Consider the following 19,076-nt stretch of genomic DNA (forward strand, 5'->3'; position numbering starts at 1 on the left):
TGCGCACCGGCCCCGGCGGTCAGGCGGTGAGCAGTGAGTCGTCCTCGGGGCGGGCGCCGGGAAGCCGGTGGCGGGCGGCGATGAGGGCCGTGTCCACGTCCCGCGTGCCGGTGGAGACGCAGAGGGTGTAAGCGACGTCTGCCATGCGCTGACGGACTTCCGGGCTGCCGGCCTCCGCGTGGAGCGCCGTCAGCGACTCGTACTCCTCGATCAACTGGGACAGGACCGCGGGGTGAGCCATCAGCACAACAGGTCTCCTTTCAACCACCAGGCGCCGTACGCCTCGTTGAGACCGCTGCTACCCCCGACCGGTTCTCGCATGCGTCCCGATTCGGAACCTCTCTGGGCGGCCTCGACGGCCCCGGTCCGGACTCGGCACCCGGCCGGGGCAGTACGGCTCCGCAAACCGACCCGGACACCGCCCACCGGCGGCGCATGCACGAGGGAGAACGGGATGTGCGTGGACCGGCGCGCCCGGATGACGGTCATGACGGCGCCGGCGTAGGGCAGCCCCGGGCCGCCCGATCCCGGTCGGGAAGCCGGTGGCACCCGGAGAGGCACATACGACGGCTCCCGCGTCGGGCGGACGGCGGCGCCCCCTCGCTGCGGCGGGTCTTCACCGCGCCGACGAAGCACGGCACGGGAGGCGGCTGTGACGGAACAGCGGACAAAGGCCGCCGCCCCGTGGGCGGGCCCGGCTCGACGGCCTGGAGGAGGGCACGCCAAGGCCCTGGCCGGTCGCAGCCGGCCAGGGCCTGAGTGGATCGGATGGCGGCGGGTCAGTCCGTCGACAGAGCCTCCAGCAGATCGCCCACCTTCGGGTCCGGCACGGCCCTGGCGACGTCGGCCTGGGCCACCATACCGACGAGGGTGTGGCCGTCGATCACCGGCAGGCGGCGCACCTTGTGCTGGGTCATCGTGCGCAGGATCTCGTCCACGTCGTCGTCGGCGCCGATGGTCACCGCTTCGCCCTGGGCCAGCTCGCCGGCCTTACAGCTCGCCGGGTCCTTGCCGGCACCGAGAACCTTCACGACGATGTCCCGGTCGGTGAGCATGCCCTTGAGCTTGTTGTCGTTTCCGCAGATGGGCAGCGCCCCGACACCCAGCTGGGTCATCTTCTTGGCGGCGTCCAGTACGGTGTCGTCCTCACCGATGCACTCGGCGCCCTCGGTCATGATCTCTCGTGCCGTCGTCATCGTGTGACGATCCTCCTTCGAGCTCGGGCCCCCGGGTGATACAGGTTCGTGGTCACCGTCCGGGGCGTTGACGGGTTACGTGTTCCCGGGCCCGGGCTTCGCTAACGCGTCGTTCGTGAGGTCAGCCCGTCCAGCGCAGCGCCCGCCCGCCGGTGCTCGCGCCTGACTACAGGGCCGCCGACCCTGCTCGTGGTCTTCCGCCGTGCCGTACGCATGGCCGATCCGGGCGGCCACCGTGCCGAGCAGCGACGCCGTGGCGAGGAGCGCCACCCGGTAGGCGTCGATGCCGCCGTCCCAAGCCAGTTCGCCCCGCTGGTGGATGACGAATCCATCGTAGAAGAGCCAGCACACCGCCGCGGTGAGCGGCGCCGCCGGGGGGCGCGCGCGCAGCCCGGCGAGGGCCGTGAGCGCGCAGTAAGCGGCCAGGGCGACGGCGGGATGACGCAGCCCCCCGGCCACGCCCAGCACCGGTAGGAGCCCCGCCGCCCCGACGAAGACGAACGCGCACACCACCGGCGTCGAGTACGCCCACGGCTGCGGCCGGTCTCCGGTGCTCATCACGCGCTGTGGGACGCTGACCACGGCCCCTCCTCGCTCTCACCCCGTCTCTTGCCGATCCCCTCAGCGCATCGGATGGACAGGGCCGGGGCAACCCTCTTTCCGGCCTCGCTGAGCCCTCCCGCGGGTCTGCCGGATCACCCGGAGCAGTCCCCTGCCTCCCGCCGGTCCAGGTGTCCTCACGGGTGTACCGGTGGCACCGGAGCGAGCCGGCCGCGCTGATCGTCGTGGCCACGACGCGAAGGCGTTCTCCGTCGAGGCTGTCCCGAGGAGCTGATGACCAGCATGAAAGGGCTTTACGGCACTGTGGGTTGAGGCGTCACCGCACAGCGCGCAGGCAGGAGACGGTGGTGCCGCCGGGGCCGTACTGGAGGTCGGCGTAGTACTCGCCGTCCCCGCACCTGTCGCCGGGCTGTTCCAGGCGCCGGGTCACCTCGTACTGGGCGTCGGGCGCGCCGCAGTCGGTGACCCGGAGGTCCTGCTGCGACCAGTCGCCCTCGTTGTGCACGCACGCGCCGACCGGGAGGGTGCGGGCACCGGCGGAGTCGTCACCGGTCAGAGGACCGGTCACCAGCAGGACGGGGATCACCACGGCCATGAGCACCATGGGCACGAGGAAGAGCATCGCCTCGGGGCGGCGCGTCAGCGGCTTTCCCGGGGCGAGCGGGGGCCGGAATCCCGCGGCGGGGGCGGCGAGTTCACGGAAGGCGCGCCACGGGCCCAGGTTCAGGAGCAGCGTGATCGGCGTGATGACGATGGACAGCGGGCTCCACCAGCCCTGCCACAGGGTCCTGGCCGACATGCCCCGTACGGTGGCCAGCCCGCAGCCACGGCAGAACGGCCCGCGCAGACTCGGGAACCGCATCAGGACCACGATGCCCTGATGACCGCGGACGGTCGCGGCCATGGCGGGCATCGCTCCGCAGATGCGGCAGGCGGGTGCCCCGGGCGGCGGGTACGAACCGCCGGGCTCCCGCGGCACGGGCTGCGGTATGAACTGCGGCGCGTACGGGTTGTCCCCCTGCGATGGTGGCGTGCCGGCCACGAACTCCCCCTCTGTTCCGTGAGCGCCACCGGGCGCGGTGACGCCGGAAGACCCTAACGCGCGGTCCGCCGGCCTTCCGCAGTCGCACCCCGTCCACCGGCCGGGGCGGTCCCGTGGCGCGCGCCTATGCTGCTGGGCATGCCGAGAACAAGATGCGCCCGCCACGCACGTGAGTCCGCGCCCGGTCGCACCACGGGCAGCCGGTGACCGCGGCGCCCGCCGCCGTCCGCCGGCGGATACTCGCCGATCTGACCCCCCTGCGGGCCTCCGCGGACTTCCGGCGGCTGTGGTTCGGCAACACCGTCTCCTGGATCGGCCAGGGCATGACCTCCCTGGCGATCTCGCTCCAGGTGTACGACCTCACCCACTCCACCTTCTCCGTCGGCCTCGTCGGGCTCTGCTCGCTCGTACCCCTGCTGGTCTTCGGCCTGTACGGCGGTGCCGTCGCGGACACCGTCGACCGGCGCAAGCTGGGCCTGGCGAGCGCCTCCGGTTCGGCCGTACTGTCCGCGACGCTCGCCGCGGCCACGTTCGCCGGGTTCCACCACGTCTGGTTCCTGTACGCGATCGTCGCCCTCCAGGCCGTCTGCCAGGCGCTCAACGCGCCCGCGCGCAGCTCGATGATCCCCCGGCTGCTGCCTCCCGAGCAGCTTCCGGCGGCCAACGCGCTCAGCTCGATGACGATGACGTCCGGCACGCTCGTCGGGCCGATGCTCGGCGGGCTCATCGTCGGCCTGTGGGGTTACCAGGCCGCCTACCTCATCGACGCCGTCACCTTCGGCGCCGCCCTGTACGCGATGTGGCGGCTGCCCGCCATGCTCCCGGACCGGAAGCAGGACCCCGCCGGGGGAACCGGGCGCGCGTCCGTCCTCGACGGGTTGCGGTTCCTGGGGACCCGGCCGAACCTGCGGATGACGTTCTTCTCCGACCTCTGCGCGATGGTCCTGGCGCACCCCCGGGCCCTGCTGCCGGCCGTCGCCTCGCTCTGGTACGGCGGTGACGCACGCACCACCGGGCTGCTCGTCGCCGCGCCCGCGCTCGGGGCGCTGCTGGGCGGGGTGTTCTCCGGTTGGCAGGGACGGATCCGCCGTCATGGGCTGGCGGTGCTGCTCGCGGTTGCTTCCTGGGGGACCGCCGTGGCCGTCTTCGGGCTGACCCGCGACCTGTGGCTGGGCGTCGCCTTCCTCGCGCTGGCCGGCTTCTCGGACACGGTGAGCATGGTGTTCCGCAACACCATGCTGCAGGCGGCCGTACCCGACGAGATGCGCGGTCGCCTGCAGGGTGTGTTCATCGTGGTCGTCGCGGGCGGACCACGGCTGGGTGACTTCGTCGCCGGTTCGGTCGCCGACCTGACCACCCCGGCGGTCGCGGTGACCGGCGGCGGTGTCGCCTGTGTCGTCGCGGTGGGCCTGCTGGCCCTGCGCTGGCGGGCGTTCGCGGCGTACGACGCGCGCAACCCGACACCGTGACGTCGAGGGGCGGCCTCCTCGCGCCGCCCCCGGGCCGCCGGTCGGGCCGTGGCCGTGGTGTCAGGCGGCGGCTCGCGGTCGCGTCAGCTGGGCCTGGCCGAACAGCAGGGCGTAGCCGTCGGGGAGTTGGGCCAGGAGACGGTCGAGCAGGTCCGGGCCGGCGACGCGGGCGATGGCGCGGAGGACCGAGCCGGTGTCCCAGCGTGCGGCTCCGAGACTGGTGCCGGTGCGGGCGGCGATCTGCTGGACGAATCCGAATCCGGTGCTGGCTCGCGTGGCGGGGATCTGCGAGGCGAACTCGTGCGCCGCTTCGTCGGGGAGGCGCTGGGCGAGCTCGACTCGTTCGTCCCCCGTCACCTGGCGGCCGAGCTCCGCCAGCACGCTGCGCGTGATGGCGTGTGCCTGTGCGCGCGTGGCGTACAGGCCGTTGCGCTTCACTTGGTCGACCAGCTCGTCGTACGACAGCGGCGAGTGGGAGCGGGTGGCCGGGACGGTGGTGAGCATCGGTGCGGAAGTGGCCTTTCTCGTCGAAGGAGGAACCCGGAAGCCTGGTCAGGCAACGATTCGTCGCGGGGCACCGCCGCCGCTGGTCGTGGGTTTCCCCCGCTTCGCCTTCTCCCGCTCCCTCAGGTGGAGTTCGGCCCCCCGGGTCCGGCCCGGTTCGCGGACGGCGTCGGAACGCATGAGCATCACAGGGTCACTTCCCTTCCTCACACTGCGTGCGATGCCCTACGGCTTTTTTATATAGCTTGCTGACGAGAAAGTTGACAAGCCTGGACTCATGGCGATGGCGTACGCGGATGCGTCGGCCGGCGGCGATGTCCCGGCCTCACGCTGACGCGGTCCTCGGCCGCCCGGAGCAGACGCCAACGCCACCCCGAGCACCACGTGGTGCTCGGGGTGGCGGGCGCGCGTGCCGCGGCAGCAGGTCGCGGGCGGTGGCACCGACGCGGCGTTTCCTCGGGTGCCGCTTCGCGAAGACTCGCTCGCGAGGGCCCCCACGGCGCCGTCCGGCCCCGTCGCGCCCGTCTCCCGCACCGCCGCCCGGGCGGGTTCGTCCGTCGTGGCCGCGTCGAGCACGGCGAGGTGCGCGAGACGGACGGGCGGACGCGCGTCATCGGCGCCCCGGGGAGGTGGCGTGCCGAGCCGACCGAGCGGCGCTCAGGGACGGAGCGTACGGTGCCGGGCGGGGGCGTACCGCCGCGGGCACAGCCCTCGGTGGAGGCGCGCAGCGGCTCCGAGGCCGCCGCGGCCCAGGCGCCGCCGAGCCGTTCCGCCGCCGAGGCCGGTGCGATGGCGCTTCGGCGGAGCGTCAGACGTCGCCGTTCGGCTTGAGTTGCCGCAGTCGGGAGTCCAGCTCGCGCTGGTAGAAGTCGAGGAAGCCGTCGGGGTCGGGGCCGGCGTTCTGCATGACGAGCCGGTCGAATCCCGCGTCGACGAACGGCTGCGTCACCTCCACGAACCGCTCGGGATCGGTGCCGCAGGCGAACTTGCCCAGGATGTCCTCCTCACGGACGGTCGTGGTGGCGGCGTCGAAGTTGACCGGGTTCGGCAGCTCGCTCATCACCTTCCAGCCCGTGACCGCCCACCGTGACGTCTCCAGGGCGGCCCGGGCCCCGGTGTGTTCGTCCGGTGCCCAGGCCATGGGCACTTCGGCGTACCGGGGGCCGGAACCGCCCGCCTCCCGGTACCGGCGGACGATGTCCGGCTTGTCCTCGGTGGCGAACAGACCGTCCCCCAGCTCCGCGGCCACCCTCGCCGACTCCGGCCCGCTCGCGGCCACGGCGATGAGGGGCGGTTCGTCGGGCAGGTCGAAGACGCGGGCGTCCTCCAGGCGCAGGTGCTTGCCCTCGTACGAGCGGTATCCGCCGCGCCACAGCAGCCGGATGATGTCCAGCGCCTCCCGGAGCATCTCGTGGCGGGTGCTCACGGCGTCCGGGAAGCCCATGCCGACCACGTGCTCGTTGAGCCGCTCGCCGGAGCCGACGCCGAGGACGAACCGGCCGTCCGACAGCAGCGCGAGGGTCGCGGCGGCCTGGGCGATGATCGCCGGGTGGTAGCGCACGGTCGGGCAGGTCACGCCGGTCGCCAGGCCGATCCGGGTGGTCCTCGCCGCGATGCCGCCCAGCACGGTCCAGGCGAACGGTGAATGCCCCTGGTTGTCCAGCCAGGGGTGGAAGTGGTCGCTGATCTCGACGAAGTCGAAGCCCGCCTCTTCGGCCAGGACGGCCTGCCTCACCAGTTCGGAGGGCCCGAAAGCCTCCGCCGCCAGCTTGTAACCGATCTCCATGTGTCCCTCGCCCGCCGTCATCCCATCCGTTCCGGTCCGCGCAGGGGTACCCCCCGGGGCGCGGGTGTAACGGGGCTGCGGGCCCGAACGGGTGGCGGGGGCGGGTGAGCGCCGCCCTTGTCCGGCCCGGGCGGAGCGCCTGCGGCGACCGCGACAGCGGCGTACGTCGGCGTGCGACGGACAGGGTGTGTCGCGCGTGTGACGCGCCCGGTCAGCCGGTGGCGCCGGGCGGGAAGGGCATGCGGGCGTACGCCGGTGATCCGCGCAGGCCGCTGAAGTCCATCGCGCGCGTCACCTGGGTGAGGGTCTCCTCGGCCACCCGGCGGACGTCGGTGGGGACATCGCCTCGTTCCGCTATCAGCCTGTCGTAGATCGGGGCGTCTCCTCGCACAGCGGAGTCCATGTCGAAACACCTTTCCGAAGAACCATGTTGGTCGCTCGCCCCGCCGCTGCGGGAGCAGGGGACGAGTGTACGGGCCATGATCGGACAGGTCTTCCCCCGACCGGTCATCGGATGGTCCCGGGACGCCCCGGCGGGCACCGGCGGGCCGTCATACGGGCAGGGTGGCCTCAGGGCCTCCCAGGTGTTACGGAGTCGTGCGTGCGCATGCCTGCGCCGCGCAGAGCCGCAGCGCCCCCGTCTCGTTGCGCGTGTCCGCGTTCAGCTCAAGCGGGTCGCGGCCCGGGGCGGCGTACGTCCCGAAGGCGTGCCGCAGCAGATGGCCGCCCGGCCCGCGGCCGGGCGGCCTCCCGTACGCCGAGGTTCCCGATCCGCGCCATGCCGGCGCGGTCGTGGCGGGTGAGGAGCACGGCGACGTCGCCGGCGCCCTCCAGGGTGGCGACCCGGACGCGGGACCGGTCCAGGTGCGCGGCGTCGATGTCGTCGGGCCACCGCTCGTACGCGCGGTGCTGGTCGTCGCAGTGCCCGGTGGAGGTCTCCTCGAGCAGGGCGTGGGCGCGGCGCCGGTCCGCGCCTCGTCGGTGCCGTCCCGCAGCGTCACCCCGGCGGGCGGCCCGGGCGCGGGTCGGCCTCCGGCGACAGCGCGCGGATCATCACTGTGGCGCCGCGCCACCTCCACCGCCGGGCGTGGAGGAGGGCGGCATCCGTGGTGGGCTTCCGGTTGAGCCGGAGGTGGACGACGGCGCGCCGTGCTCCGCCAACGGCTGCCCGTGCCCGGGCGCGCTCCTCGGCCGACTCCGGCAGGCCCTCTCCGGCCGCCTGGTGGTCGGGCAGCAGCCAGTGGCCCGATGTCGAGGTACTCAGCGCCGGAGTCGCGCCCACAGCGCGTCCGCGATGAGACGGTCGGCGGCGAAGGCCGGTCACGCGTCGTGGGCGAGGTCCACGCCGGGGTGCGCCGGATCGGCCTCGACGCCGTACGGATCCCGTCTCGGGAGCGCCGATCTCGATCTCGTCGATGGCGTGGAGCAGCTCGCGTATCCGCGGCGCGTCGTCCGTCCGGGCGGGCCGGACGGTCCGTAGGGGTTCTGCCTGTATCGTCACCGTCCTGGCCCGGCGTCTTCGATCGCCACCGGTTCGGCCGCCGGGGGGCGCCCGGACAGGAACCGGAGGCCGCGGAGTGTGTTCGCGGTTGGGGTTGAAGGGCCACCCGTGCGGTTACCCGTGCGCCATGGCACCGATGTCACACCGGCATGACCAGGACGAACCCACCCCAGGCCCCGGCCCGGAGGTCGAGCGGAGCGCTCCGGACCAGCTCTCCGACCTGCCGAAGCGGTCGTGGTGGGCGGTCCTGCGGCGGACGTTCGCCGAGTTCAAGGACGACGAGCTCGCCGACCGGGCCGCGGCCCTGACGTACTACGCGGTGCTCTCGCTCTTCCCGGCGCTGCTGGTCCTCGTCTCGCTGCTGGGCATCGCGGGCAAGTCCGCCACCCAGCAGGTCCTCGACAACCTCCAGAACTTCGCCCCGGGCGCGGCGCGCGACGTCATCGGCAACGCGGTGCAGCAGCTGCAGGGTGCCGGCGGGGTCGGCTCGGTCATGGCCGTCGTCGGTCTGCTGGCCGCGGTGTGGTCGGCTTCGGGGTACATCGCGGCGTTCATCCGCTCCTCGAACGCCGTCTACGACATGCCCGAGGGGCGGCCGGTGTGGAAGGTGATGCCGCTGCGGCTGGTGCTCACCGTCGTGCTGATGGTCCTGGCGTGCGTGAGCGCGCTGATCGTGGTGTTCACCGGCACGCTGGCCCGGCAGGCCGGCACCGCGCTGGGCCTCGGGGACACCGCGATGTCGGTCTGGTCGATCGCGAAGTGGCCGGTGCTCGTCCTGCTGGTCACCATCATGATCGCGATCCTGTACTGGGCGGCGCCCAACGCCAAGGGCCGCGGCTTCCGGTGGGTCACGCCCGGGAGCTTCCTGGCGCTGCTGATCTGGATGGCGGCCTCGGCCGGCTTCGCGCTGTACGTGGCGAACTTCGGCTCGTACAACAAGACGTACGGCACGCTCGCGGGCGTGATCATCTTTCTGGTGTGGCTGTGGATCACGAACCTGGCGGTGCTGCTGGGCCTTGAGTTCGACGCGGAGCTGTCGCGCCAGCGGGCGATCGACGGCGGTTTCCCCGAGGACGAGGAGCCGTACGTGGAGCCGCGCGACACCTCCAAGTGGACCGAGGAGGACCACAAGCGGCTGGACTGAGGAACGCCCGCCCCCGGCCCCACGGGCGGCGGGGCCCTCGGGCGGCGGTCAGCGGCCGGTCAGCACCACCCACACCGGGCCGGGCGCGAAGGGGAGCGGCCGGCCCGACGCGGTGGTGAAGGTGGTGCCGCTCTGCGGCGAGGGCCGGCTCCAGCGGGCGTCGTGGGCTCTGCCGTCGCGCAGCACCAGCGCGGTGCCCGCGCCCACGGTCTCGGTGTACGGCGAGACGCTGCCCGACCGGTCCCGGAAGGCCGACGAACGCACCTCGACGTGCTGCACCACGACGGTCGCGGCGCCCATCCGGCCGCCGTCCGTGGTGCGCGCGGGGGTGCCGTCCATGGCGACCCGCCACCGCTTGTCGCTGTCGGACCAGGTGAAGGTGAAGCGCGCCGCGGGGAAGCGCACCGTGTGCTCGTTGAGCTGCCTGCCGCCTTCGGGAGCGGCGCCGAACCGGAAGCCGATGTCGCGGGCCTTGTCCGCCCGCGGTGCGGCGGCCAGCGCCCGCTCGGGGCGCAGGTAGAGGTTGTGCGGAGCCGGGCGGTCGCCGCCGCGGAAGAACGCCCCGGGCGCGTCGGGCGGTGCGAGCGGGAAGAGCGGGGCGGCGTCGATGAGCGGCTTGAGCTTCGACTGCGAGCCCGAGTACGCCAGCGCCGGGCGGCCGAACTGGCGCAGGAGCTCCATGTCGGACTCGCGGACGCTGCGCACCGGCCCGACCGTCGTCGGCTGACGTGACGAGAAGACAGCGAGCATCCGGCTCTGGCCGGCCTCGACCCGCTCGACGTAGACGATGTCCGCCGCGCCGAGGCCCGTGTGCGGCCGGGCCGGGGGGACGTTGTCGATCTTGACGGCGAGCACCGGCGTACCGGAACGGGCGGGGAGCCCGGTGAAGGGCGAGAAGCCCGCGCGGGTGGGGGTGGACGACGGGGACTCCGGCCGCTGTCCGGAGGTCGGCGAGGAGCAGCCGGTCAGGCCTGCGACCAGGGAGGCGCACGCCGCCACGGCGACCGCCGCTCCGGCCCGTCCCGATCCGCGCTTCACACCCATCGGCCCAGCTCCCTGGCTCAAGTGGACCACGAAACGGGGCCGCGGAACAGGCCGGGCGGAAGCGTCCATTCGGGGACTCCTCCGCCACGCGCCGCAGCGGTCGGCGCCACCGGGGTATGCGACTTGCATGCCCGAGAAGTCTTCCGGCGTCGAGGGCCGGCAATGGTGGTTCGTCCGGCTGTACGGCGCCTTCCACGGTTCGGCCGCCGGGCGGGGGTGGCGGCGGGGCAACCAGCTGGAGCTCATGCACCGCTCCATGGGGTTCGCCGCGCTCGGGCTGCTGACCCTGATGCCGCTGCTCATCGTGGTCGCGGCGGCCGATCCGGCGAACGGGCAGGGATTCGCGGAGTGGATCTCCGACGGGCTGGGGGTGGCGGCGGCCTCGGAGGACGAGGTACGGCGGCTCTTCGCGCCGCCCGGGAAGGCGCTGGAGACCACGACCGGGTTCGGTATCGCGGCGCTGGCGGTATTCGGGCTGACCTTCGGCGGTGTCGTACAGACGGGGTACGAGAAGGTGTGGGAGCTGCCCGCCGCCCGCTGGCACACGATGTGGCGCCACCTGGTGTGGCTGGCCATTCTCATCGGGTATCTGCTGCTCTCCGCGCACATCGCCACCCGGCCGAGGGACGTGGGCGACCTGGCCTGGCGGGCCGCGGTCGCCGTGGTGAGCGCGGTGCTGTTCTTCTGGTGGTCGCAGCGGCTGCTGCTGGGCGGTCGGCTGCCGTGGAGCGCCCTGCTGCCGGGCGCCGTGGCGACCGTGATCGGGCTGGCGGGGCTGCGCGGGTTCTCCCGGCTGGTGTTCTCCCCCTTGATCGCGTCCAACACGGTGACGTACGGCCCCGTCGGCACCATGCTGGTCGTCCAGTCCTGGCTCGTCGGGGTCGGCTTCGTGGTCTTCGGCGGCGCGCTCGTGGGGCGTCTGCTCTACGAGGAGCGCTGGCATCTGGCGCGGGTGATGCGGCGGTGGCGGAGCGGCTTCCGGGCCCGGCGCTGAGCCCGGCTCCGCGCCCCGCGGGGGCGGGGCTCGCGCACCCGCCGCCCCGGTGACGTGCGCGCTCCTCAGTACGCGAACAGTCCGATGCCGTACAGGTGGTACGCGACGACGGCGCCCACGCAGAGCAGGACCAGCCATGAGGCGAAGCCCGTGTGTCGGCGTCTGCCGGCGGCGGACCCGCGCGACCGGGCCGGCTTGCCGGGCCTCCGGGGGCGGCGGGTGCGGGCCCCGGCGCGCGGCGTGCGGGGGGTCACGTCCGCGGCGGCCTCGGCGAGCAGGCGACGGCAGGTGGCGGCGAGTTCTCCCGTACCGGCCGCAAGCGGCATGATCGCCTCGGAGCGCGCGGGGGCGGTGGTGCCGCCGTCGAGGATGCGGCCGGCGCGGACGAGTATCTCGTCGCGGCCTCCGGCGGGGGCCAGACTGATCCAGCGCTGCACGTGCTCGCCGCGTATGACCACTCCCCCGGACCGGTCGCGGTACACGGTGTGCTCGCGCCACAGCACCGCGGCCAATTCCCCGGCTCGCTCCTTCAGTTGCGCGCTCATGACCCTCCCCATCACCGAACGCCTGATCGAGCAACGCACTCTAGCGGCAGGTACATGGCAACGTGATTGCCGGGGGCCGGAGGGGGTACCGGCGAGGCGATGACCAGGAACAGCCCCCTCACCACACACTCTCGCCCCCACGGACACCGCGCGGGCCGGCGCCGACGGCGGGACGAAACAGGACCCACCTACGCAAACAGTGCAAGGATGGACATCCGGGCAGAGCGGCACGGTGACAGCAGGGCGGTTCGCATGAATACACAACCGGCAGCGACCAAGGGCGTGACCTCCAGCGACGCCGTCTTCGGCGCTCCGTGCTGGGTCAGCCTGATGACGCGCGACCTTCGTGCCGCACAGGCGTTCTACGGTGCGGTATTCGGGTGGAAGTTCCGCCCCGCGCGGCTCGGTGAGGAGTTCAGCGTCGCGCTCGCCGCCGGGAAACCGGTCGCCGGGATCGGTGCCCTGGCCACCGCCCTGCAGGTGGCCGTCGCCTGGACCCCGTACTTCGCCGTCCGGAACGCCGACGAGACGGCGGCCCGCATCAGGGAGCGCAGCGGCACCGTCGCCGTCGGCCCGGTGAGTCTCGTGCTGGGGCGCGGGGCGCTCGCGGCCGACCGGGACGGAGCCGTCTTCGGCATCTGGGAAGGCCAGCTCCTGTCGGGCTGGGAGAACTGGCGTGACGCGGCCCCCGCCTGGGTGCGGCTGCAGACCCGGGACGCCTTCGAGGCCGCGATCTTCTACGGGGAGGTTCTGGAGTGGGCGAGCGGCCGGCCGGGCTGCTGCGATGTGGAGTACGAGGAGGACGACGTCGTGCTGCGCAGTGGCGGCCACGTCGTCGCGCGGCTCAGCTCGGGAGCCCTGGAGGCCGCGCCGGATCCGACGATCCGGCCGCGCTGGCAGGTCCACTTCTCGGTGGCGGACGTCGACGCCTGCGTCCGCACGGCGCTGGAGCACGGCGGCAGCGTCGTCGACCATCAGCCGGGCGTGCGGGCCACACTCCGCGACCCCGACGGGGGCCTGTTCACCGTGACCACGCTCACCCTGGCGGAGTGAGCCGCCCGGAGAGGGACGCGCACGCCGCGCCGGCACCGCGAGGGCCGCGCGGGTGACGCTGTCCGATGCCCTGTACGCCGCCGTGGGGGTGGGTGCCCTGGCGGCGGCCGTCCTGCCGCGCGTGGTGGCGAAGCGGCCCTTTTCCATGCCGATGGTGTTCCTCGCCATGGGCGCCCTCGTCCACTTCCTGCCCGTGGGGATGCCCACGGTGGACCCGGTCCACGACCGGGTGTGGGTGGAACACGTCACCGAGGTCTGCGTCATCGTGTCCCTCATGGGCGCCGGGCTGGCGATCAACCGCCCGGTGGGGTGGCGGAGGTGGGCCGGCACCTGGCGCCTCCTGGGCATCACCATGCCCCTGACGATCCTGCTGACCGCCGTGCTCGCCGGGACCCTCCTGGGCTGGCCGCCCGCCGCCGCCCTGCTGCTGGCCGCCGTCCTGGCGCCCACCGACCCGGTACTGGCGGCCGAGGTACGGGTGGGCGAGCCGACGGACGCGGAGCACGACGAGGACGAGGTGCGGCTCACACTGACCAGCGAGGCGGGGCTCAACGACGGGCTGGCGTTTCCGTTCGTCCTCGCCGCCGTCGCGCTGGCCGCGTCGGCCGGACCGTCCGGCTGGTCGGCCGGGTGGCTCGGTGGCTGGGCGCTGGTGGACGTGCTCGGCAAGGTGGCGACGGGCCTGGTCGCCGGCATCGCCGTCGGCCGGCTGCTGGGGTGGATGTTCTTCCGCGCCAGGGCCGCGGCGCTCCGGCTGTCCGAGCACATGGAGGGCTTCGTGGCGCTGGCCGCGACGTTCCTGTCGTACGGGGTCACCGAGCTGCTGCACGGGTACGGCTTCCTGGCGGTGTTCGTCACCGCCTGTACGCTGCGCGCGGCCGAGCGCAGCCACGGCTACCACAAGGTGCTGCACGAGTTCACGGAACAGGTCGAGCGCCTGCTGACCGCCTTCCTGCTGTTCCTCCTCGGCGGTTACATCGCCGCCGGCGGCCTCGCGGCGCTCACCTGGCAGGCGGCCGTGCTGGCGCTGCTGCTCCTGCTGGGCATCCGGCCGCTCACCGGCTGGGTGGCACAGCTCGGTCTCCGTACGGCGGGCCGCGAACGGCTGGTGGCCGCGGTGTTCGGGCTGCGCGGCATCGGGTCGCTCTACTACCTCGCCCACGCGTTGGGGCAGGACGACTTCGGTGGACTGGACCGGCAGCTGTGGGCGGCGGTGGCGTTCACCGTGCTGGCCTCGGTGATGCTGCACGGGGTGACGGCCACACCCGTGATCACACGGATCGACCGCCGCCGCGCGGCGAAGCCGGACACGACCTGAAGGCCGAGGCCGCTTGTCCAGGGCCGGGGGGCGGCGGCCTCACGGACCCGTAGGTCGAGCCCTCGACGTCCCTTCGGGTACCGCTGCGAGGTTCCTCCGCCGTCGACGCGCGGCACGCACTCCCCCGGAGCTTCGCCCGGGGGGCCCGCCGACGCCCCCAGGGCCGCCCCGCGGCCGGGCGCCGCTCCTTCGAGGACACGTCCTACAGGCCGCGCTGCAGGCGGAGGCCGTTCAGGAGGGCGCGGCGTTCGGCCTCCTCGCGTGCGAGGACGTCCTCCAGGACGGCGGCGTCGAGGCGGCGGGTGATCGCCTCCCGTACCACCGCGGCCAGGGCGTCCGGTGGAAGCGCCTCGGCCTGTGTACCGGCGTTGCCCGGAAAGGCCCGCCGGTCGGCGGCCCGCACGGGCGCTGCGGGGAGCCGCAGTTCGGCGATCTGCTGCTCGGTGACGGCCAGACGCTCGAAGTCCATCCGCACCTCCGGGGCGTCAACGGCGGCGAAGGCCTTGACCTCGTCGACGAGCGCGGTGAACACGTGCTGCCGGGCGGGGTCCCAGTCGCTGATCACCAGCACCCGCACGGCGTCGTGACCGCCGGCCGCCGCCCGGCGCGCGGCATCCCGCTTGCCGGACAGCCCGGTGAACACCGCCCCCGCGTACACGGGCACGCCCCAGGGGGCGGCGACGGTCGCCAGTTGCGGCACCAGGCCCGGCGTCCGGCACCACACCTCGAGCCGCGCCTCCTGGCCCGCCTGCCGGTCGAGCCGGTAGTCGCGGGCGGCGTCCGCCACGGCCCGGTGGAAGCCGCCGGGGCCGTCGAACGTCCGGGGTTCGACGGGCGGGTCGGTGTCGTCGCGGATGGCCAGCCAGGAGATGCGGCCGGAGCGGCGCGCCATGTCGAGGACGTCCACGAGGCGGCGGTAGGTGCGCTCCTGCTTGACGAGGACGCCGTCGGCGACCGCCGCGTACCAGATCTGCGGGATCGTCAGCGGCAGCTGGGCGGCGTACCTGCCGAGGATCAGCTCGACCGCGGCGAGTAACTCCTGGGTCACCGGGCGCGGTTGCCACCCGGGCTGATAACCGCGAGGGCGTCGGTCCGGCACGGGTGCCCCCTTCACCTGACAGGGTCTCCGGTCGTCTCCTTAGGGCTTGCCCACCGGGAGCCACTACCTCACCCGCGTGGGCGGATGGATCGGTTCAGGGGTCGCCGTTCTGTCGGCCCGGCGTCCCCGCCAGGGCCCCGCCCCGTGCCGTGGGACGCTCCGCCGCGGAGCCGCCGCGGGTGCCGGGTCAGCTCGCCTTGCGGCCCGCGAGGGGGGCGGTGTCCATGCCGGCGCCGGTCCGCATGCCCCGGAGGAGCTCGCCGAGGGCCTCCAGGGAGGTGCGCTGCGGGTGCCAGCCGAGCTCGACGCGGGCGCGGGTGCAGTCGAGGAGCGGCATGCGCATCGCCGCGTCGAAGAGCTGTGGCGATGCGGGGACCAGCCGGAGGTTCCAGCCCGCGGCCAGGGCGGCCCGGACGGCCGGCCGGGGTACGCGCACGACGCGGGCGTCGAGGAGCTCGGCGAGCTCCCGCGGGCCGACCGGGGGGTCGGCGGCCAGGTTGAAGGCGCCGCCGACCTCGTGGCTGAGCGCGAGCCGGTACGCCTGGGCGGCGTCGTCGGTGTGGAGGGCCTGGAACCGCAGGCCGGGGATGTCCGGGACGAACGGGACGGCCTGGGGGCGGGCGAGCTGTCCGGGCAGGAACCGGCCGCCGAAGATCCGGCGCTGCTCGCTGGCCGACTCCTCCTTGAACAGGAACGCCGGGCGCATCCGCACCACCCGCACGCCGGGGTTGCGCACCTCGAAGGAGTCGAGGGCGCGTTCCAGGTACGCCTTCTCGCGGCAGTACGCGGCCTCCGGCCAGCCGTGCGTCGGCCACGACTCGTCGACCGCGCGGTCCTTCGGGCCGGGCGAGTAGGCGCCGACGGACGAGGCGTGGATCAGCACGGGCACGCCCGCGGAGGCGACGTCGCGGAAGACCTGGAGGCTTCCGAGGACGTTCACGCGCCAGGTGGCGACCGGATCGTGGGTGGGCTGGAAGGCCCAGGCCAGGTGGATGACGGCGTCGGCGCCCTCGAAGTGCCTGACCAGGTCGGTGTCGTGCGCCAGGTCCACCGACGCCCAGGTGGTCTTCGGCGGCGACCAGCTGGGCACCCTGCGTGCCAGGCCCAGTACGGATGCGATCTGCGGGTCGTCGGCCAGCGCCGCCACCACGCTGGTGCCGGCGTTGCCGGTGGCTCCGGTGACGACGACCCTCTTGCCGGCTTCCATGCTCACGGTCCTGCCCTCCGACGGCTCGGCATGCCCCGGCACCGCGCCGGGGGCGTCCGGGTACCCGCTGCCGGGCCGTCCACGTGCACCATGGAGCGGTCGGAGCGGCACGCGAGAAGGGACCCCCGGATGCAGGTGGATCTCACGGGCAGGACAGCGCTGGTCACCGGCTCGACCCAGGGCATCGGCGCGGCGATCGCCACCGCCCTGGCCAGGTCGGGGGCGACGGTGGCGGTCAACGGGCGCGGTCCGGACGGCGTCACGGAGGCCGTGAAACGGCTCCGCGCGGAGGTGCCGGACGCCGAGGTGGTGCCCGTTCCCGCCGATCTCGCCACCGACGAGGGGGCGGAGCTCACCGTGCGGCTGCTCCCCGAGGTGGACATCCTCGTCAACAACCTCGGCGTCTTCGAGGCCCGGCCGGCGCTGGAGATCACGGACGCGGAGTGGCGCCGATACTTCGAGGTGAACGTGCTGGCCGCGGTGCGGCTGACCCGTGCGTACCTGCCGGGGATGACGGGTCGCGGCTGGGGCCGGGTGCAGTACATCGCCAGCGACTCGGCCGTCGTGACCCCCGCCGAGATGATCCATTACGGCATGTCGAAGACGGCTCTGCTGGCGGTGAGCCGCGGTTTCGCGAAGGAAGCGGCCGGAACCGGCGTCACCGTCAACTCGGTGATCGCGGGACCCACTCATACCGGTGGGGTGGAAGACTTCGTGTACGAGCTGGTGGACCGGGACCTGCCGTGGGACGAGGCGCAGCGGGTGTTCATGCGGCGACACCGGCCGCAGTCGCTGCTGCAGCGGTTGATCGAGCCCGAGGAGATCGCGCACATGGTGGTGTACCTCAGCTCGCCGCAGGCGTCCGCGACGACGGGGGGCGCCCTGCGGGTCGATGGGGGGTACGTCGATTCGATCCTGCCGTGACCGGCTCGACGGGCACCCGGTACGGCAGGTTCCAGCCGGTGTTGGCTGGATATCGCCGGGCCTTTGGTATATGCCAGAAGCACCACCGTATCGAGTGTTGCCAATCCCCTTACAGGCCCTCGCCGCCTGTGCGACAGTCGTCATCGGCCCTCATATCCAGACACCGGCCGCGCCGCGCCTGTATCGGAGTACGACATGCCGTCCCATCTGTTCGCGGACCGTACCGCCGGGCAGCCGCCCGAGCGCGACACGGTGGACGCCCTGATCTCGCAGACCCGCAGACTGCGGGGAGACGTCGACGCCGTACGCCGGGACGCCGTGGCCGACGAGGACGACCCGCAGGGCCGGTGGCAGCGCGCGCTGTGCGATCTCGCCGTCCACCAGCTCGACGACCTCGGCGCGCAGCTGGGCCAGCTCAAGGAAGGGCTGCCCGACGGCGGCTCCCCCCTGCGGGGCGAGGACCCGTCACGCGAGGGCGCGTTTGGCGACGGCGGGGGCGACACCGCCGTGGAGGCCGGGCCGCGTACCGGGGCCCTGCTCAGCCGGGTCGGCACCGCGCAGTGGAACCTCCTCAGCGACGAGGCCACTTGGTCCGACGAGCTGTTCCAGATCTTCGGCCGTTCCCCGGAGGCCGGGGCCATGTCGCTGGACGAACTGCCCTCGCTCGTCTTCGCCGAGGACCAGGCGCTGCTGACGGCCATGGTCACGGGCTGCCTCATCGACGGGAAGCCGATCGACGGCGAGTTCCGGATCGTGCGGTCCGACGGCCGGGTGCGCACGCTCCACATGACGGGCGAGCCCGTCCTCGACGCCGACGGATGCACGGCCTCGATGTGGGCCGTCTTACGCGATGTCAGTGAACTGCGCCGCAGCGAGCGGGTGGTGCGCGAATCGCGCGAGTCGCTGCGGCGGCAGCACGACATCGAGCAGACCGAGCACCGGGTCGCCGTGGAGCTCCAGGAGGCGGTCCTGCCGCCGTGGCGCGGTTCGCTGCGCTTCCCCCATGGCGGGTCCGCGGCCCTGGACCTGGCCGGTCACTACCTGCCGTCCGGGTCCAGCGCGCTGATCGGCGGCGACTGGTACGACGCGCTCGAACTGCCCGACGGTGACGCGCTGTTGTCCGTCGGCGATCTGACCGGGCACGGCGTATCGGCCACCTCCTCGATGGCGATGCTGCTGGGCGCGCTGCGCGGCATGGCCGTGGCCGGCATCCGGCCGGGCGCCCTGATGGAACACCTCAACCAGCTGCTGGAGTCCTCGGCGCAGCCGGCGCTGGGCAGCGCCGTGTGCTGCAGGTACAGCCCGGCGACCGGGACGCTCAGCTGGGCGCAGGCCGGACACCCCGCCCCGCTGCTGTTCCGCGGCGGGACGGGGCGTGCGCTGACGCGGCCGGACGGGGTGCTCCTGGGGGCGACGTCCGGGGCGGCGTACGAGCAGACCGAGGTACGGCTGCTGCCCGGGGACCTGCTCCTCCTGCACACGGACGGGCTGACCCGCGGTGCGGGCGCGGACCCCTTCGGTACGGACGGGACGGACAGGCTGCTCGGACTGGCCCCGCGGTTCGCCCGGGCGCGGGATGCGCAGGAGTGCGTGCGGATGGTGGTGGAGGAGTTGGGCGGGTCCCCGCGTGAGGATGACGCCTGTGTCATGGTCGCGAGGATCGGCGAGCCGTCGTAGGGGTGGGTGCGG

At 73.4% G+C, this 19,076-nt stretch carries 19 protein-coding genes; 7 read left to right on the forward strand and 12 right to left on the reverse strand.

Features of this window, described 5'->3' with window-relative positions:
- Positions 1 to 19 precede the first annotated feature (19 nt).
- The 4 genes from ABZZ38_RS20585 to ABZZ38_RS20600 all read right to left on the reverse strand — a co-directional run bounded on the left by ABZZ38_RS20585 (position 20) and on the right by ABZZ38_RS20600 (position 2,661).
- Positions 20 to 247 (reverse strand): DUF5133 domain-containing protein, encoded by a 228-nt coding sequence (locus ABZZ38_RS20585; RefSeq protein WP_356741817.1) that lies wholly within the window; start codon positions 245 to 247, stop codon positions 20 to 22.
- Positions 248 to 779: 532 nt separating this feature from the next.
- On the reverse strand, positions 780 to 1,196 hold the full coding sequence (locus ABZZ38_RS20590) for a CBS domain-containing protein (RefSeq protein ID WP_356741819.1): 417 nt from the start codon (positions 1,194 to 1,196) through the stop codon (positions 780 to 782).
- Positions 1,197 to 1,271: 75 nt separating this feature from the next.
- Complete coding sequence (locus tag ABZZ38_RS20595) at positions 1,272 to 1,778, reverse strand: hypothetical protein (protein WP_356741821.1); 507 nt, start codon at positions 1,776 to 1,778, stop codon at positions 1,272 to 1,274.
- Between the two features lie 295 nt (positions 1,779 to 2,073).
- Positions 2,074 to 2,661, reverse strand: coding sequence for a hypothetical protein (locus ABZZ38_RS20600; protein ID WP_356741823.1), 588 nt, complete (start codon positions 2,659 to 2,661; stop codon positions 2,074 to 2,076).
- 341 nt (positions 2,662 to 3,002) lie between these two features.
- On the opposite strand from ABZZ38_RS20600, the gene ABZZ38_RS20605 reads away from it, so the two are divergent.
- Entirely contained in the window at positions 3,003 to 4,268 is a 1,266-nt protein-coding gene (locus ABZZ38_RS20605; protein WP_356741827.1) for an MFS transporter, read from the forward strand.
- Positions 4,269 to 4,328: 60 nt separating this feature from the next.
- Here ABZZ38_RS20605 and ABZZ38_RS20610 read toward each other — a convergent pair whose 3' ends face one another.
- The 4 genes from ABZZ38_RS20610 to ABZZ38_RS20625 all read right to left on the reverse strand — a co-directional run bounded on the left by ABZZ38_RS20610 (position 4,329) and on the right by ABZZ38_RS20625 (position 7,840).
- Complete coding sequence (locus tag ABZZ38_RS20610; RefSeq protein WP_356741830.1) at positions 4,329 to 4,772, reverse strand: DUF2267 domain-containing protein; 444 nt, start codon at positions 4,770 to 4,772, stop codon at positions 4,329 to 4,331.
- 808 nt (positions 4,773 to 5,580) lie between these two features.
- Positions 5,581 to 6,558, reverse strand: a complete 978-nt coding sequence (locus tag ABZZ38_RS20615; protein WP_356741897.1) for a TIGR03557 family F420-dependent LLM class oxidoreductase — start codon at positions 6,556 to 6,558, stop codon at positions 5,581 to 5,583.
- Positions 6,559 to 6,769: 211 nt separating this feature from the next.
- Complete coding sequence (locus tag ABZZ38_RS20620) at positions 6,770 to 6,961, reverse strand: hypothetical protein (RefSeq protein WP_356741832.1); 192 nt, start codon at positions 6,959 to 6,961, stop codon at positions 6,770 to 6,772.
- 594 nt (positions 6,962 to 7,555) lie between these two features.
- The gene (locus ABZZ38_RS20625; protein WP_356741833.1) at positions 7,556 to 7,840 is read right to left on the reverse strand and encodes a hypothetical protein; all 285 of its coding nucleotides are present in this window, start codon (positions 7,838 to 7,840) and stop codon (positions 7,556 to 7,558) included.
- Between the two features lie 355 nt (positions 7,841 to 8,195).
- On the opposite strand from ABZZ38_RS20625, the gene ABZZ38_RS20630 reads away from it, so the two are divergent.
- Positions 8,196 to 9,203, forward strand: a complete 1,008-nt coding sequence (locus tag ABZZ38_RS20630; protein ID WP_356741899.1) for a YihY/virulence factor BrkB family protein — start codon at positions 8,196 to 8,198, stop codon at positions 9,201 to 9,203.
- A 48-nt stretch (positions 9,204 to 9,251) separates the two neighbouring features.
- Here ABZZ38_RS20630 and ABZZ38_RS20635 read toward each other — a convergent pair whose 3' ends face one another.
- On the reverse strand, positions 9,252 to 10,247 hold the full coding sequence (locus ABZZ38_RS20635) for a DUF3048 domain-containing protein (protein ID WP_356741835.1): 996 nt from the start codon (positions 10,245 to 10,247) through the stop codon (positions 9,252 to 9,254).
- Positions 10,248 to 10,374: 127 nt separating this feature from the next.
- Here ABZZ38_RS20635 and ABZZ38_RS20640 point away from each other — a divergent pair, with 127 nt between their 5' ends.
- Complete coding sequence (locus ABZZ38_RS20640) at positions 10,375 to 11,241, forward strand: ribonuclease BN (protein WP_356741838.1); 867 nt, start codon at positions 10,375 to 10,377, stop codon at positions 11,239 to 11,241.
- Between the two features lie 65 nt (positions 11,242 to 11,306).
- On the opposite strand, the gene ABZZ38_RS20645 is transcribed toward ABZZ38_RS20640, so the two are convergent.
- Entirely contained in the window at positions 11,307 to 11,786 is a 480-nt protein-coding gene (locus ABZZ38_RS20645) for a hypothetical protein (RefSeq protein ID WP_356741842.1), read from the reverse strand.
- 252 nt (positions 11,787 to 12,038) lie between these two features.
- On the opposite strand from ABZZ38_RS20645, the gene ABZZ38_RS20650 reads away from it, so the two are divergent.
- Together ABZZ38_RS20650 and ABZZ38_RS20655 are read left to right on the forward strand one after the other, a co-directional pair.
- Positions 12,039 to 12,839: a VOC family protein gene (locus ABZZ38_RS20650; protein ID WP_356741844.1), complete on the forward strand. Its 801-nt coding sequence runs from the start codon at positions 12,039 to 12,041 to the stop codon at positions 12,837 to 12,839.
- A 52-nt stretch (positions 12,840 to 12,891) separates the two neighbouring features.
- Positions 12,892 to 14,157: a cation:proton antiporter gene (locus tag ABZZ38_RS20655; protein WP_356741846.1), complete on the forward strand. Its 1,266-nt coding sequence runs from the start codon at positions 12,892 to 12,894 to the stop codon at positions 14,155 to 14,157.
- Between the two features lie 202 nt (positions 14,158 to 14,359).
- Here ABZZ38_RS20655 and ABZZ38_RS20660 read toward each other — a convergent pair whose 3' ends face one another.
- Together ABZZ38_RS20660 and ABZZ38_RS20665 are read right to left on the reverse strand one after the other, a co-directional pair.
- Positions 14,360 to 15,205, reverse strand: coding sequence for a hypothetical protein (locus ABZZ38_RS20660; protein ID WP_356741848.1), 846 nt, complete (start codon positions 15,203 to 15,205; stop codon positions 14,360 to 14,362).
- A gap of 238 nt (positions 15,206 to 15,443) precedes the next feature.
- Positions 15,444 to 16,469, reverse strand: a complete 1,026-nt coding sequence (locus tag ABZZ38_RS20665; protein WP_356741850.1) for an NAD-dependent epimerase/dehydratase family protein — start codon at positions 16,467 to 16,469, stop codon at positions 15,444 to 15,446.
- 123 nt (positions 16,470 to 16,592) lie between these two features.
- Between ABZZ38_RS20665 and ABZZ38_RS20670 the strand changes: the two genes are divergently transcribed.
- Positions 16,593 to 17,387, forward strand: coding sequence for an SDR family oxidoreductase (locus tag ABZZ38_RS20670; protein ID WP_356741853.1), 795 nt, complete (start codon positions 16,593 to 16,595; stop codon positions 17,385 to 17,387).
- A gap of 195 nt (positions 17,388 to 17,582) precedes the next feature.
- Positions 17,583 to 19,064 carry a SpoIIE family protein phosphatase gene (locus ABZZ38_RS20675; RefSeq protein WP_356741857.1) on the forward strand — a complete coding sequence of 494 codons (1,482 nt, stop codon included), beginning with the start codon at positions 17,583 to 17,585 and terminating at the stop codon, positions 19,062 to 19,064.
- The last annotated feature ends 12 nt before the right edge of the window (positions 19,065 to 19,076 follow it).

The organism is Streptomyces sp. NPDC006368 (assembly GCF_040612535.1).
GTDB lineage: Bacteria > Actinomycetota > Actinomycetes > Streptomycetales > Streptomycetaceae > Streptomyces.

Coding starts and splice junctions, on each gene's coding strand:
- ABZZ38_RS20590 (WP_356741819.1), bottom strand. CDS start 1,196: ATGACGACGGCACGAGAGATCATGACCGAGGGCGCCGAGTGCATCGGT.
- ABZZ38_RS20600 (WP_356741823.1), bottom strand. CDS start 2,661: ATGGCCGCGACCGTCCGCGGTCATCAGGGCATCGTGGTCCTGATGCGG.
- ABZZ38_RS20610 (WP_356741830.1), bottom strand. CDS start 4,772: ATGCTCACCACCGTCCCGGCCACCCGCTCCCACTCGCCGCTGTCGTAC.
- ABZZ38_RS20615 (WP_356741897.1), bottom strand. CDS start 6,558: ATGGAGATCGGTTACAAGCTGGCGGCGGAGGCTTTCGGGCCCTCCGAA.
- ABZZ38_RS20620 (WP_356741832.1), bottom strand. CDS start 6,961: ATGGACTCCGCTGTGCGAGGAGACGCCCCGATCTACGACAGGCTGATA.
- ABZZ38_RS20630 (WP_356741899.1), top strand. CDS start 8,196: ATGTCACACCGGCATGACCAGGACGAACCCACCCCAGGCCCCGGCCCG.
- ABZZ38_RS20635 (WP_356741835.1), bottom strand. CDS start 10,247: ATGGGTGTGAAGCGCGGATCGGGACGGGCCGGAGCGGCGGTCGCCGTG.
- ABZZ38_RS20640 (WP_356741838.1), top strand. CDS start 10,375: ATGCCCGAGAAGTCTTCCGGCGTCGAGGGCCGGCAATGGTGGTTCGTC.
- ABZZ38_RS20645 (WP_356741842.1), bottom strand. CDS start 11,786: ATGAGCGCGCAACTGAAGGAGCGAGCCGGGGAATTGGCCGCGGTGCTG.
- ABZZ38_RS20650 (WP_356741844.1), top strand. CDS start 12,039: ATGAATACACAACCGGCAGCGACCAAGGGCGTGACCTCCAGCGACGCC.
- ABZZ38_RS20670 (WP_356741853.1), top strand. CDS start 16,593: ATGCAGGTGGATCTCACGGGCAGGACAGCGCTGGTCACCGGCTCGACC.
- ABZZ38_RS20675 (WP_356741857.1), top strand. CDS start 17,583: ATGCCGTCCCATCTGTTCGCGGACCGTACCGCCGGGCAGCCGCCCGAG.